A 16,490-nucleotide genomic window follows, 5' to 3' on the forward strand; every position below is an offset into this window, starting at 1 on the left:
GCCCTTAAAATGGCTGTATCGGCTGAAGGTGCAAGGGCAGGGCTTATTCATCATTCAGACAGAGGTATCCAGTATTGCTGTAATGATTACGTGAACTACTTGAAAGGCGCGAAGATTGATATATCAATGACAGAGAATGGTGATCCATATGAGAATGCCATAGCAGAACGAATTAATGGCATTCTAAAAGATGAGTATGAATTAGCAGAAACTTTTTCGGATTATCAATCAGCCTTAGAGGCGGTAAAAACAGCCGTTTATAAATACAATAATAAACGGCCACATCGTAGTGTAGATATGCTATTTCCTATAGATGCACATGAACAAAAGGGACTATTAAAAAAGCATTGGAAAAAACGTAGTTACAAGCAGAAGTAAGAAACAGGAATAGATGAGAAAAGTGTGAGAATAAACCAGGAGGAAGAAAAAAATGAAAAATATAGTAGTCATAAAAAACCGAGCTGTTCTTTGTTTCGGGCTTAAGCCCGAAACAAAGAACAGCTCTCAGGAATAACCTTATCACATTTAATTAAACTTAGTAATAAGAAATTTATAGATTTGTAACCAAGGAGTAAACAAAACAACACTCCATTTCTATACAAATAAAGTATAAATCTGTCAAGCTATTTTAGGGAAGGTCAGTCAATTGGGCTTGGCACCCTCTTTTTACAAGCATACCTTGCCTTTTTACAATCATACCTAGCCTTTTCATGACAAGGAGTCACTTTTAACCGTAGGGAATTGCCTTTTTACGATTGGGAATTGCCTTTTCGCCTATGGGAACAGCCTTTTTCTGACAAAGAGTCACCCTTTCACCTTGGGCAGTACCTATTTTACCCTAGGCGCAGGCTTCGCGGCTATAGGAGGCTTGTTTATGCTATAAGGCACATCAAATTTTAAAGTAAGCAGTGCATTTTCATTTCTAAATTAATGTGTAACGTTGAACACAACAGAAGTTTTTGCTATTTTCACATTATGCATTCTTACTTAAGGGTATACCTATATTGAGGGTGAGTATACAGAATGTATTTTTGTTTTTGTATAGGAGGGTATAAAGTAGCTGGTAACAGGTTTAAATGAACACCTGCTTTATTTAAACCAGTTAATAAATTAAACTCTTATTAGACCTAAAAAAATAGAAAAGTATTAAGATGAATAAGATCTTTCAAAGAAAAGAATACTTGGTAATTTTTATTTTCGTATTAGTAAAACTAGTTATTCATACTATTATCAATAAGAATGCGGGTTTTGATGGTGACGAAATATTGCATATCGAATCAGGGAATCATCCTGCTTGGGGATATATGTCTATTCAGCCATTAGTAGGTTTTTTAGGGTGGATACAAAATTTATTTAACACTGAATCTGTTTTTATTCATCATTTGTTCGCTCATATTGCATCAATACTTATTGTTATAGTAAGCGGACTTACAGTAATAAAACTTAGTGGAAGCTGGAAAGCAGTATTATTAACCTTGACATGTATTTTGGTTGCACCTGGTTTTACGTTGTCTCATCATATATTCACACCACTCGTATTTGAGCAACTTTTTTGGCTTTTAAGTTTTTATATTCTAGTCTCGTATTGTAAAGAAAATCAACCTAGGTATTTAATTTATCTTGCAGTTTCACTTGCGCTTGGGTTTATGGCTAAAATTTCAATTCTTATTCTAATTGCAGGAGTTGGTGTTTCAATATTACTTTATAAAAGAGAATTATTCACTCAAAAAACTTCTTGGCTTGCGCTCTTTGTTTTTCTTATAATTATTTTACCAAATCTTATTTGGCAATATCAACGCGATTTTCCATTTGTTCAACATATGATGGCATTGCATGGTAAAATGCTTGTCAATATTGATTTTATTGATAATCTGAAATTACTTTTTTTAACCACCAACCCATTTACCGTTTTCGTATGGGGAATAACAATTCTATTTGGCCCATTTATCAGATACACAAGAAACGTTAGATGGGCTGTTGTAGCACTGTTTTCTTCGTTTATTATTTTAGTGGTGTTCAGAGGACAATTTCACTATTATTTTCCAAGCTTGCTTATTGCATTTTGTGTTGGTAGCGTGATCATTGAATCTTTTCTAAAATCAAACGATAAATTGTTGTGGATTTATATTCTAATTTTGCTTGCTTCTGGTGTATTTCTAACACCGAAGGTTTTGCCAATACTACCATTAGAAAAATATATTCAGCACCTTAATCTCAACAATAAAAAACATAGCAAGAGCGAACAACTATTTTTTAGCCAACAATCTATTACTGATAATAAAACAGTTAATAAAGATGATAGAATTCCCATTAACTTTGAAGCATATTATACACACAACGACTGGCTAAACCTAAGTAAAGCAGTTAATAATATTTACCAATATTTGCCTGTTGAAAAGAAAAAGAATTGCTATATCTGGACACGATGCTATACTCAAGCAAGTGCGATAAACTTACACGGAAAAAGATATAATTTACCCGAAGCATTTAGCCAACACGGAAATTGCTACGAATGGATTCCGACATTTGACACTAGTGCTACAATCATAGTAATAGCGAATGCCGAGTCTCCTGCTGATTCATTAGGAATAGGTTCTTTTTTTGCTCCTTCATTTGAGAAACTAACCTGGAAAGAAGCTGTTTTTTGTCCTTATTCCCGAACAAGCACGAATGCCTTCTATATGCTATATCTAGGCGAAGGATTAAAGTATGATTCTGATAGTTTGAAATTGATGTATCAGCATTATATATTCGAGTAGCAATGTAAAGGATAAAACTCCGCGATATACGATAACTCTTAAATTTACCCTTAGGTTATTTTGTTATATAATAAACAGTAATTATATGCGTATACAAACTTAAGCCTATATAGCTCAATATGAAAAATAGAACTTTAATTATAGTTATCGTAATTATTGGGGCAATAGTCTCACTAAACTCAATTATGATTTTTGTGTGGATTATTACTCCAAAGGAATTATCCATCTAATGTAATCACGATGAAAATTGAACGAATACCGTTTTAAGCCTAGAGGATATTGACGAATTACATATTGGGCTCAATCATACTCACATTTGGGTTAGTATTTGTAAAGAAAAGAATAAAAATAGTAGCGCATAAAAGAATCTTATGTTCAGACCTTTATGTGTGGAATGAGCCTGTATTAAAATAATATTCTTTCTCAGGTGACACTCTAACACTTGAACTTATTGAAAAGTGGCTTGAAGTAACAAGACTTCTAAGGATAAAGGTTTCAAATACAAAAGAATGATTTGCGGGAATCTAATCTTATAATTGCAGGCATTATATCTATTTATATTAGCTGACCTTTTTCCTACACCAATACGCCTCGCTATAAAATTTCATAATAAGGATTGTGTTTCAGTAATTGCACTTACTTTTTAAACAATACAAAGTAATAACAAAGTCACTATTTAAGCAATCTCTTAAAAAATACGCTCGCCAGTTATTTAGGCCCTGAAATACTTGTTTTATCCATTGTATTGAGGGAAAATGGTTTAAATAAAGGGCCTAAAAAAAGGTGTAAATTACCCATAAATTTGTTTTGGTAATTCAAAACAATACTCTATACTTGCACCCGTTATCACAAGCGGATAGCATGCAGAAACACTGTTTCTGTATAAGTAAGGAGAGTTGGCAGAGTGGTCGAATGCGGTAGTCTTGAAAACTATTGTGCGGCAACGTACCGGGGGTTCGAATCCCTCACTCTCCGCTGAAAAGGTTCTATAAGTAATACTTATAGAACCTTTTTTTTGTCTTGTTTAGAATGCACTAACCCCATACTTAGTTGAAGTTTTGTGCGGTATAAATAATACCTCTAGGGTTAGGAGTAATTCTTAACAGAGATAGATTTTTCTACGTCTTATACCTTACAAATAGTTAATGCGAATGATTACTGGGGTTGTACAAAATTTGTTCATTAAATAAATGATAGAAATAAAAATCAGTAAACCTCTTTGGTGGAAGGCACTATGCCTATTGGCTTATCTTCTATTTCTTACAAGTTTTATTGTTTCTCTCTCGAAGAAGCAAGGCATAGGAGACCGGATTGTGATTCCCGCAATCTTTATATATGTAACGTATCTACTTTATAAACTCCTCTTTTCAGGGCCTATCATCCAGATTACCGCCGACCAACTTGTGATTAATGGAAAGCCTCACCCCTGGAAAGGCATTGAGAAAGCTTATGCCGTACCGCATAAAGGAGGCTGTCAGATTCATATTATCCTTATGAAAGGATATAGAAAGACTTTTAATGAAGGAAAGTGGAGTTTCAAGGTCAAGCTAAAAGAGCTTATGTATGCATCAGATATAAAACTGGTTCCAAAGCGTGGAGTCAAAAGGGCTATCAAAGTGGCTAATCTGATTGATGCAATGGCGCGAGCAAAGAGAGACAGTGAGAAGCGTAAACAACTAATGTCAAAATATTAACACATAGAATTTAACACTATGGCATACGAAGAGTACGATGCAAAACAGATAATCCCTTATACTTTGGGGAATGTAGAGTCAATGCGTAAGGCATTAACAGAGTATGGTGAATTGATTGAATCTGGTAGAGGATTTGAAGATCGCTACTGTGTGGTTCAGTTTAAACCGGATGTGGAGGAAATCAAGCTATCCAATTTTGAAGATAATCAGGCAATAGTCAATTTTGCTACCAACAATATTATTGAAAGTTCTGACGATAGATCGTCTGTGAACTTAATTGATAGCTGCCTAACTGAGACACTTTTCTTTATGTGTGCAATGATGCACGAAGAGCTACGACCAAATGTAAAGTCAGCCTGTGAATCGATTGTCTCCTACGCAAGAAAGATTAACGACTCCTCAGAAATGTGGATCACTTGTGAGCAGCCATTTGGTGAGGAGCCACTGCTTTTGTGTGCAACGGTTTGCCCTGAATATGGATATCTGTTAGCTGGTTTTTTTGTGGCGTATTGGGATGATGAACACATGCCCGAATCATTACAGACTCTCTCTAATTGGGCGTCTGGCAGAGGAGTAAATGCAGATACTATTAAAGCATTTTGTTATTGCGACAATAGCTCCGCTCGTTCTTATATGCTAGGATATGATCAGATGAATAGTGACGAAGTGTCAATTGGGAGCGATTTCGATTTGATCTCTCACTTTAGGAATAAACCTGACGACTATCAGCTATTTAAGGATATTATGCTTGAGCGATTCCAGCAGCAATCATACCTACAGGAGCATGATGATGATGAGCGATATTATAATCTGAATCCTATTCAGAGCTGGGTTCTGGATATGATGTTTGTCCATCACCCTTATGATATTTGGGATGATGGTTTCGATAAAGACAATTATCTAACTCAGACTTTTGTGTCTACTTCGGCAGAGCAAGAGATCGATGCAATTAACCTTTATATAAGTGGGAGATTAGGCAGACCGATTGTCCCTTCTTTTATAGAGTGGCAGAAGTTAAAGCTAGAGTCACAGCAGGCGGCTAAAAGTGAAACTGTAGTTTTGTCTTCAGCATCCCTTTTGAACGACTGGAAAGAGCTTATTACACTGAATATTACTCCCCGCAGAGTAGCTGCTAATGCTTGGGATTATATAGAAACAGGCGAAAAGTCATACATACTAGATAAGTTTACTCCCGTCGATGAATTGGAGGAATTTGAGAGTCTCCACAATTCACTAGCTGACGATATAGAAAAGAATGTCTACTCGGTAGAGGATTTTGCCCTTGGGATGCATCAGCCACTTCAGCTCTTATTTCAAGCGGTTCTGAATAGAGAAGAGCTTAGTGAGGACGATAACAAGGCCACTCTTCTTCGTTTAATGGATGTCATTCATTTGTTAACTCTCGATACTGTCAGGAATTCGAATGTAAAGAATCTGCTTGTTGAGAAATTTGCTCTTTGTAATGAGGATGAGTACAATTCGCGCTATCGCATCGACTGGTATAAGACTTTGGAAAAACATATCAAAGAGTTCGACGATTATTCGGACTATGCCGAGCGAAAGGACTTAGATGCCTGTTATCAGATCATCAATGAGAATCGAGGCGAGGCTTTGGATACTCTAAATTCGAAGCTATTTGTTGTGCCCGACCACAATGCGGGGTTTAATATTGAATCTTTAAAAGACTATGGAACTGTGCAGGCATTGGTTGTGGCAGCTATGGTTATCTCGAAAGATCGAGAGAGAAATGTATGCGATGACATTACGAGCGCTGCAAGGCATTTTATCGAACAGCATGCTACTAAGACAATCCTTGATAATATGTTTCAATACACTTCGTTACCTGACTGTGGAATGGAGACAATTATTGTAGAGAATAGATCTACACATATTCAACAGGCAGAAATCGAGGAGGCAAAGGAACTTCTGATCTTCAAGAACCAAATAAGGAGCTATTTCATAACCGGTAGAATTAACGAGGAGACCTCAGAACATCTGAGTACTATTGAGACTCGAAAGATTCTTGAGCGTTACTTGAAATATAATTACGAGGATATATCGATACATCAGAAGAGTATCAATTGGTTTAGTGGGAGCAACGATGATTTTCAGAAGTTGATGTATGTCGCTTATGCATCGTGCTCGACTGATGATATTGATAACATTGATGCCCTTAAGCGAATCCTGCGCATGGCATTTACTTTGGCTCCTATTCGTACAACGCACTGCCTGAGTAAAGCTTTCAAATTGCATGCTAAAAGAACAGACGCGTATGGACAGATGGAAGAGGTGCTTAACAAGTTTCGCTCCTATGGTTTATGTGCTGCTGGCTATTGGGGGTATATTATGGGTGAATTGTCAGGTCGTAATCGTGGAGAGGAAGAAGCTTATAAAGCAATATTGGCGGAGCTAACCCTTAATCACAGAACCAACCCACCTCTATTTATATCGGGTGCTTACAATAGAGAGCTGAGTGGCCTAAAGGATGGGATAGAGATGTTGAGAGATCGCAATCAACTAACTATCGTAGACGATATAGCCAAATATTATCCCGATAATGATGTTACCAAGATTTACGATTCGTTGCTTGTTCGTACCATTCAAAAGCTTCTTGTTTATAAAGACACATTGCTTGATCTACCTAAATATTTTGCCAATCGATTAAGAAACGAAGGTCACTATTGCGAACTAATTGATTGGACCGATTGGCATAACCACGAGGAGCTTCTCAATACGGTGATGAACGAAGTTTCAGTAAGTAAACCTTCAGAGTTAAGCCAAGATGAAGCTTATCAGACTATACTTGATTCTGATAAGTGTAAGTATATAGTATTGCAAAAGCAAGGTGACAAATTGGTTCTTGTGTATGGCGATGAAACTTTAGCCTTAATTCAAAAAGGATTAAACGCAGACATAATTGATGTAGCCAAGTTGCGTTGTATCTTGATTGATTCTTCGGCTCCGCAAGCCAATTACGACGAGCTGATCGCATGGTCGAACATCGATCATCGTGAGCTTTGGACAGATAAGATTGTACAATATATAAGCACACAGTCCTCTATTACCGAGGTTGAGAATATTATCAGAGGTGGGATTCGTCCTTATATCTTTGAGAATAATTCAAGCTTAAACGATATCTCATTGCCTAGCATTATCCATAAGGTAAGTGAACCAGTGCGCCAGTTCACCCTTCGACTTTTGGGGATGATCTCCTATGAAGCCCTAGGAAGCGCTTTCAATAAAATAGATGGCAATACACTTGATACACTAATAAAACATAGGGTTGATAGTCGAAATGTCTTTAATCTATTGGTCAAAGAGAAACAGCATCTACTGATACCAAACTTAGCGATTAAGGTAGATATCACTCCGTTTGTGAATGACGCCAGAATCTCAACCAAAATAGCAGTATTGCCACTTCTTGCACATTTAGCACCTTACCATCCACTTATCATCAGACTTGAGGATGATAAATCGATGAAGTTGAAGGAGTGTGTCAAGAATTTGATTACGCTTCATAATATTAAGTCTGCCCAACCATCTACATTCAAGGTGGTCGACTATGGTCTTTACTCAATGGAAGGTAATACTGATCCAGAGAGTGGGTCCTCGCGAAAAACGGCAAGAGAGCCTCACTGTATAAATCAGACCAATCAATTTAAGGGAGTGGTCGGAAGCTACTTTGGCTTACGATTCACAACTGTCGATCCACAGAATGCTCCACAGATATCTCAACACACTGTCACAGTAAAACACCCTACACGAAACGGTTCAGGAGAGATTGTTCAGGCACAATCGCAATGGGATCAGAATGGTTATAGCCGTTCAAATATCTTCATGGGATGGTATTTCGATCCTGCAGAAGAGTTAATTCCTGGGAAATACCACATGGCTGCTCACGACACAGATGGAGTTATGCTTGCAGAGATGGAGTTTGAGGTACAATAGATATTAAATAAAATACCAAATGATAGATTACGATAAGCTGGTTGCTCCGGTTATTGAGGAGGACAGCCATGAACGTGGAGAGGAGAATGCGAAGGCCATTGTTGCTTACTACAAGGGCGAGCTGAGCGAAGAGGATTTGAATCAGGAGTTAGAGAAGGGGTATGACAGGCCGCAGTGGGCGCAAAAAGGTAAGAGTGATATGGTTATCTTCTTAGAGGAGATGGATCAGCAGATTTGCGAGCAGGGTACCGATGGCATAGACATGGAGGCTTTACAGCGAATTTATTCGTTACATGCAAAGCATGCTGGAAGTTACATCATCGAGCATATGAAAGGGTTTTCTTCTAATGGACTAGTTCGATATATGAAGGAGTTCTCTAATGGAATGGAACAGATGAATGACAGAATGTTTGATTACATTTATTTCGAAGAGTATAATAGGAATTTTGAACCTTCAAAGTTTATACCTGAGTTTAAAGATTTAAACCTTGTTAAGCAGCTGATATTGAATATTCCTAGACTTAAGCAAAACGGAAAGTGGTATGGTTTGAATAACCTTGAAGCACTCCTGAAGATCTCGGAGATTGGTAGGGCTTTAAAAAATGAGGAATTTGATAAACTAAACGAGATGTTTGTCGACACTGTTTTGGTGTTGTGTGATGATTACTGTAAAGAGAGCTATTTGTTTGGAGAGAGTTCTCTTATAGAGCCAGATATTGTGAATCTGGAGTATCGCCTTAGTATGTCGGATGACGAGAAAAAAACGATGAGCGATCTATTGTGTGGTAAAATATCAGTAGAAGATGCATACCAATCTTTGATTCAGACATTCCATTCCACAACATGTACCACGTATGGTGATACTAAATATACATTTTTCGATGTGGATAAGGACGTAAAATCATTGTTGTCTTTGACCGAAGATACAGATCTTGCTAATCATTCACCTGCTTCGGCAAACCTAAATGCGCTCTTCAAAAAAATCAATCCTTATTATTTTGCCACGGAGGTAATTCGTAGTGAGCTTCGAGGTGAAAAATGGTGTGAGCTGCGACCTTATGTTGAATTTGTCGAAAAGTATCCTGTCATTTTAGAGCAGAGTTCAGATAGAGACAACATGGTAGAGGCTGTGTTTATTTATGCTATTCTTCACATAGATTGTTGGAACGATGAACCAAATCATATGCGCATCATCCAATATCTAATAGATTGTCATGGTGAGGAGTATATTGTTGGTATAGTCGACAAGATTCATCCAGCCGAATTAGCAAATAGAGCCTATGCCGCTTTGCGTCTAATAGTGAAAAGTTCGCTTGTAGAAGATGTTGTAGCCAAACGGGACGAAGCTTACATTAAAAGGTTTGCGAAGGACAATGCGGTATGTGAAGAGAGCCAAGCTGCTATTGAAGACTTCCTTAGGGGTACACGTGATGAGAATATTGATATAAATACCTTACTTGTTGAACCTTCTAAGATTACAGGGATAGATCAAAAGCTGCTTACCAGTAGTACTTTTGCCAATTATTTCGAATTAATAGCTAAAACAGGCGATAGAGGGCTAATTGCTTCGCGAATTAAAGCTTCACAAGAGAAATACATTCCATCGAATCAATTCCATAAAGTACTGGAGCTTTTCTTAGAGAAAGGACTTGATGTTGCACCAGCTTTTGATGTATTGTGCATACCAGAGCTAAAGTATAAGGAAGAGCACGAGAGATGTTATGAAGGAATAACTCTTCTTCATAACAGAGGCATTAACTGCTTTGCATTAGCAAAAACGTTTCATGCCGATTGTAAAATTAAACTACTTATGGGGCTAGCTAATGCATCGTCTCCAACTCGAGATGTAGATGCTATTATAGAGTGGTTTGGAGCAAAAGAGAAGGGCGTACAGCAGCAACTACAACTGTTTGTTCGCAATGCTAAAAACAACACATCCGAAGAGGATCGTATTCAATTTATTGAAGCTTTAAGCAATGCCACTATTAAAGCTAAACGCACAAAAGAGCAAGGTTTAGTGCAGGCAATTATTCACTTTAAGCCTAGTCGCGAACAGTTGGATAAGATATTTAAATCGTTAACTGAAGCAGTATCGCGCGAGTTAGTACTTGATTACTTAGATATCTCAATTGAAGAGATGGAAGGGGAAGGTTTCAACTTCGATAGCTATCTTAATGATGTTCACAATGCGAAGACCAAGTTTGCTGCCGGAATATTTGATATCCAACTACCGCAGCGTAAAGATGGGGCAGATGCTCGTTTGGCTACAGAAGTATTGCTACAATCTTATATGGCCTGTCGTGAGGATCGTCTGAACAAAGAGGGGATTCTTATTGCAGAATATCTTGACCAGGATAGCTTGGCAAAGTTTACTGCAGCGCTTTATAAGTTGTGGATGATAAAGAAAGATGCCAAGTTAAAATGGATGATGGTTCCAGCAATGATCCATGGCGATGGAGAGATGGTTGGCCAGATTATCAAAGATATCATTGAGTTTGCGGATAATAAACGTGGTAAGCTAGCATCATTTATGGCCATGTCTGCCTCATTGAGAGGTGACCGTCAGATTTTAATGGGGGTAGACAAAATACGTCGAACCACAAAGTACAAATCTTTGCGCCATTCGGCTATCGAAGCGCTTGAGTTGGCAGCACGCGAGCGTAAGATTTCGCGTTATGAGTTAAATGACACGCTATCGTGCGATCATGGGTTTGAGAATGGACCTGCTACGCTGGAGCATGGAGACGAAACATTGAAATTCCACCTTCAGCCAGACTTCACCCTTATTATTGAACGACCAGATGGTAAGCTTATCAAATCGATTCCAAAGGCAGATGACGCTGCGACTTTAAAGCAGAGCAAAACATTCTTTAGCGAACTGAAGAAGACCATAAAAGAAGAGGTTACAGTACAGACCTCTAATTTAGAAGAGGCTTATTGTAAGTTCAGACTGTGGGATGGTGCCTATTTTCAACAGTATATCGAGAAGAATCTTTTTGTACGTCAATTGGCGCAAACATTGGTGTGGGGAGTTTACTCCGACTATCTTCTTAAGGATACTTTCTATATAAATGATGGCTTTAAGACCATTGACGATGAAGAATTCGTGATTCCAGAAGATGCTCGAATTGCTATTGTACACCCTGTCGATTTCGACCAAGCTGCCAATGCACAATGGCAAGCAAAATTGAATGGCCTAAATGTAACGCAGGTATTCGATCAGTTAGAACGCGAGATTATTACAATCGATAATCCAGACGATTTTCAAATAACCTATCCATTCTCACGTAAATCTCCATCAACCGTCATAGAGCGCCTGCGCAAGAAAGGATGGAACATGGGGTCAGTATGTGATGGTGGATCTTTTCATGAGTTTTTTACCGAGATTCCAGAGTTAAATCTTGAGGTAGAAATGACATTCGACGAATATGCTAACCCCTCAGAATATGGTTTTGAAATGGATACGGATGATGGTTTGGCCGGAGTGAAAATGGTAGAGTTTTACAAGCCAGGAAGCGTTGAACGAGGCAGCTATATCTACGATGAAATTAAAGAGGAGAACACTTACCGTCCGTCGGAGCTGATACCTCGTGTGGTGAATGAAATGATGGCTACAATTAAGAGAGCTTTCGAGTAAGAGTGAATAAACCGAATAAAAACAAACAACATAATTTTTTTAAGAATGAATAAATATGATAAAACACACATCATTTACCTGAAGGTTGGTGATGTGGATACTATAAGAGTAGCTTTAAAGCAGTACCAAACACTGCTTAACTCGCGTGAAGTGATCTGTGTTACGGAGGGGATTTGGGATGTGATATTTGTGGATAACTCAGGCGAGAAACCGCGTCATCTGAATATTTCTGATACCAAGAATATTGAGCTTCTTAGAGAGGCGATGTCTATCACTTCAGAGATGGCATGCTGTATGACCCCAGAGTTTGTTGCTGAGGAAGATACATTTGAAATCATCTCAGAGCCAATTCTATTCGCAATGGCTTTGGAGTATCCTGAATTGAAAGAGGAGTTGGTTACAACAGCTAAAGCAATTGTTGCATGTAGTCGCCACTACAATTGTGTCAGTAATATGTGGACTGATGATTTGGATATCTATGGAGCTGATGCTTTATACATGTTGGCGCGAACCGACTTGAATTACGCTTATCTGTTATCCTTATTCTTTACCCGTTGTTGGGATGGTGAGCAAGATCCAGAATACAGCGGACTGCTGTTCGATTTGGTTAAGCGAAATGGGTGGTGTCGCGAACTAATAAAGGCTTATATATATTGCGATAGCGCCACTTTCCGTATGGGAATGTTTAGAGTAACTTCTTACGGAAGGAATGCTGAAGAGGATAGTATCTCACTTGGTGATTATTTAAAAGCCAATCCCAACGAGTACAGCTATTTTAAGCAGACTATCAAAGAGCGATTTGAAGATGAACCGATGCTCTATTGGTCTAATTGGGGTGGAGATGAAACGGAGCCTATATTAGAGATTTACAAGGGACTTGGCGATTTCGAAAACAGGCTTGATATTAATGAAGAGCCACTACAACTTCACTTCATTGAAGATACTTTGGAGAACGAGGCGATGGACCTTCAGAAAAAACTGGAGGCAGAGCTTGATACTCCATTGATAAGCTTATCTGCAACTGGTTTAAAGCAACAAGAGGTAAAAAAGTATACCAATAATGATAACCGCTATTATGGTGATGGCGTTATGGAGATACGTGAGTTTATTCTTGCACTCGATAATGGCGATCAATTGTGGGAATATGTGGAGACTGGCAATCAAAAGGATTCTTTGGGTGCTCTTGAGGAGATTGATGTGTTAGGGTTTGCACAGAAGCATAGCCCGAAATTCTATCACAGAACCAATTCCCGCCTAATGGGTAAATATGGTAATGCTAAAATCTTAGAGTGGATGCATTATTGTTCCAATGATATTCAAATAGACCTGATTAGATGTGACAATGAAACATTCTCTGTACCTAATATTCCTCAGGCCTTTAATCCACCACTGGCAGAACGTAAAACGGTTCGCTTAAATCAAGCACTTCGTATGTTTGATATTCTTTTTATCCTTCTTGGTAAGCAGACCTTCAGTGCCAAAATGTGTAAGGTATTCACTGCCAAAGAAGGTTCGTTGATTAATCAGAAAGAATTCTATAAAAGATACAGTGTTCAAGAAGAGGTGATCAAAGAGTATGGCATGTCGCAAAGGCAGCTTAATCTCTTGAAGGACATAATTGAAGATCTTGGATCAAGTGGGTATATGTTTCCCAGATTCAGAGATATTTTCAAAGACCTGATTTCAATAGTTAGTGAAGCTCCTGCTGCTGGTAGACCCTCAATGTGGGGAGTCAGCAGTTCTGCAACAATGCTAATGGCTGTCGTTATTCTTAATAATGATCAAGAGCAGGGCACAAGCAGTGAGTATACTAATGACCTTTATGATTATATTACTGAACGATCATGGAAGGCCGCTTTTAATGGGCTTGCTAGGCAAGGTGAGTTTTCCGATCCGGTTGATGAAACACTCTTTGCCACTGTTGAAAATTATATTTGCAATCCTGGCGAACCCTCAAGCTCGAAAAAAGAAATTGTCGAGATTTTGAATCAGATAATGCCTTTGGATGAAGTTATAAGATATAGATATGATTACACTTTCCCAAAATTTTCTGAAAAGCAGAAGAGTTATTCAGCACTTTGTCCATATGTTGGTACTGTAGCGCTTGTGACTATCTTTAGTTTCTTTGCTCAAAAATTACCTCAATACAACGACCCTCGGGCGCAACGTTTTTGGGATTTGATAGTAGCTCTTGCCCCACATTGGGCCATTAGTATTGTAACTAAAGCATTGATTGGAGATTCACATAATTATAAGTTCAAAGATCATACTGACCAAGAAAACTATTTCCAGTCAATTATGGACTCTGGAGTTGATGCACATCTTCTGCTTGGATATCAGTTATCGAGGTTTCAGGGGAAATTTACCTACAATAAAATAAACAATGTAGATGAATATCTGCAATGGCTTCAAGCCTTCTCAATTGTGAATAATAGTAGCGAAGGAGATCCAATGGCAATGATGTATAAAGAACGTGTTGATGCACTTAAACGGGGTTTACCTTACCTTGATGATAGTAATCGTATTCGTTTTTATCACGACTTGGCAATGTTCAATCCTACAAATGTTTTTGATCATGATGATGAGTTGGAGCGCTGCCTGCGTTATTTTGTATGCTACTTTAAAGCGTATGAAGTTACCAGCGGATTGGAAGAGCTAAGTGCTCAGATGATGAAATATATTAAAGGTGAGGTTTCTTATACTGATATTGAGCCTCAATTCTCTTCATTAATTAGTAAAAACTTAGGATCTAGCTTACCAGAGTGGAGCATGATGTCCCTTGCTCAGTTTTTTATGGCAATGGATAAAGAACGACAAGATCGCCTTTTGATTCTACTGCTGAATCATACTGCTAAAGGTTATGCGGTGATCTCCGATGTGATTGGAATGGCTTATCAGGATGATTTGATTAGAGAAGGTGAACTTAAGTTAATATCTCGACTAGAAAATCCTTTAACTAATAAGAAATCTGAAGCGTATTGTAAAGCGCAGGCTGCATTCATACAACGCGTTGAGGGGCTTGGTGTTAATCAGGTGTTCCTTGTAAGGTTTTGTATAAACAGTGCAACTCAGGCCGATGCCGACTACTTGGCTAAGCTGTCGCGCCGAGGACAACTCTCATCTATAATAGATAAACTAAACTTTGACGCTCGTGAGAATCTTATTAACCTCTGGGAGAATCAGTCAGGGAAAGCGAAACTCCTGGAGTCATTCTTAAATGATCCGTCTCGTTTGATAAGAGATCGCGCGGCCCAGATCTTGGAAGAGATAAGTGTTGAGATTGATGAGGAGGAGCCAACAGGTTCTCATATTGTCGATTACGGCAACAATACAGATGCCGAAGAAACAAGCACTGTAGTTTTAGAAAGTGCCTCAAGTGCTGCTTTCCTCAGTAGTTACGATAGTTCAGGTGGTAAGTATTTCTTATTGAAGCCGACTATTGATGATTTAGGAATCGACTGTTCACAAGGCGAAGAGCACCTAGAGAGTTCAAGTGTTGTCTCTCTTCTAAATCCAGTGGAGTTTGATGCATACGGATATTCTCATAATGAGCTAACTGATTACATCGGTGCTGATTATACTTTAGTAAGCCCAGGTTTGGCTGCGATACTGGCTCAGGTGCGTGCATTAGGATGTCACTTTATCCCTGCCGTGGTAAATACATCTGACGATAAGTCGGAACGATACTATGCACTGAAAGCCCCACTATTTGCAGAGGATACTGCACATGTTGAACTGCCACTTCAGAGTCGTCTCCTATTCCTTACAGGGGATAGCAATAAGGCAATTGTATGTCATCATACTGCGATTGATATTATCAAAGAGAATATGGGAGAGTTGTCAGGATTTACTATCGAAGAGGTTTAATAGAATTTACAGAAGAAGAATGAGCAATAGAATATGGAAGAGTTGTCAGGATTTGCTATCAAAAAGGTTTAATAGAACTGACATAAGCAGAATGAACAATAGGAGATTGATAAAGATTACTGCCCATAATTGGGAGAACTATTTTGCAGATGCCACAAGGCGTGCACTTAGGTGCGAACCAGAGTTGTTAATCGACCATACCCCAGCAATAAATCTATACTTGTTTGATTATGGCCGAACAAGTAAGTATATCCATTACTTTGTGGGGTGCGAACTAAGGCCTGCTGAAGTAGAGACAAGAGCTAACAGTATGGTTAGCAATGTGCGACATGTACATATTAACCATGCACTGCCTACAGATACCAGAGCGATAGATGAGAATCTGTTTGAGTTCGACAATCACTTTGATCTAGATGAGGTCCACCTCTTCTATGCCCCATCCGATATTTATAGTTTCTATATTTCAGAGGAAGCCATAAAAGGGATGCGCCTAAGCGAGGACTCTATGGATGATATGGAGTGTAGAGGGATATAGATTGTCTCTAAAATAACCATGTCCGATTGATGTGTGAATATCAGTCGGAC

The 16,490-nt window shown here is 38.5% G+C and carries 7 protein-coding genes and 1 tRNA gene; all 8 read left to right on the top strand.

Translation table 11 applies throughout. The features are described 5' to 3' along the window. Nucleotides 1–9 precede the first annotated feature (9 nt). The 8 genes from A8B35_RS23110 to A8B35_RS21430 all read left to right on the top strand — a co-directional run bounded on the left by A8B35_RS23110 (nucleotide 10) and on the right by A8B35_RS21430 (nucleotide 16,440). Complete coding sequence (locus A8B35_RS23110) at nucleotides 10–378, top strand: integrase core domain-containing protein (protein WP_222844204.1); 369 nt, start codon at nucleotides 10–12, stop codon at nucleotides 376–378. Between the two features lie 773 nt (nucleotides 379–1,151). Then, on the top strand, nucleotides 1,152–2,759 hold the full coding sequence (locus A8B35_RS21400) for a glycosyltransferase family 39 protein (RefSeq protein WP_075604001.1): 1,608 nt from the start codon (nucleotides 1,152–1,154) through the stop codon (nucleotides 2,757–2,759). Nucleotides 2,760–3,649: 890 nt separating this feature from the next. Then, nucleotides 3,650–3,734, top strand: a tRNA-Ser gene (locus tag A8B35_RS21405). Between the two features lie 215 nt (nucleotides 3,735–3,949). Continuing rightward, a complete protein-coding gene (locus tag A8B35_RS21410; protein ID WP_075604002.1) occupies nucleotides 3,950–4,453 on the top strand; it encodes a hypothetical protein in 504 nt (167 codons plus the stop codon). 18 nt (nucleotides 4,454–4,471) lie between these two features. Next, a complete protein-coding gene (locus tag A8B35_RS21415; protein ID WP_075604003.1) occupies nucleotides 4,472–8,401 on the top strand; it encodes a DUF3859 domain-containing protein in 3,930 nt (1,309 codons plus the stop codon). Between the two features lie 19 nt (nucleotides 8,402–8,420). Next, on the top strand, nucleotides 8,421–12,038 hold the full coding sequence (locus A8B35_RS21420; protein ID WP_075604004.1) for a DUF4132 domain-containing protein: 3,618 nt from the start codon (nucleotides 8,421–8,423) through the stop codon (nucleotides 12,036–12,038). 45 nt (nucleotides 12,039–12,083) lie between these two features. Then, entirely contained in the window at nucleotides 12,084–15,905 is a 3,822-nt protein-coding gene (locus A8B35_RS21425; protein WP_075604005.1) for a hypothetical protein, read from the top strand. A 19-nt stretch (nucleotides 15,906–15,924) separates the two neighbouring features. Continuing rightward, nucleotides 15,925–16,440, top strand: a complete 516-nt coding sequence (locus A8B35_RS21430) for a hypothetical protein (RefSeq protein WP_139314975.1) — start codon at nucleotides 15,925–15,927, stop codon at nucleotides 16,438–16,440. The last annotated feature ends 50 nt before the right edge of the window (nucleotides 16,441–16,490 follow it).

Source organism: Saccharicrinis aurantiacus (assembly GCF_001660705.2).
In the GTDB taxonomy this organism is placed as follows: Bacteria; Bacteroidota; Bacteroidia; order Bacteroidales; family Marinilabiliaceae; genus Saccharicrinis; species Saccharicrinis aurantiacus.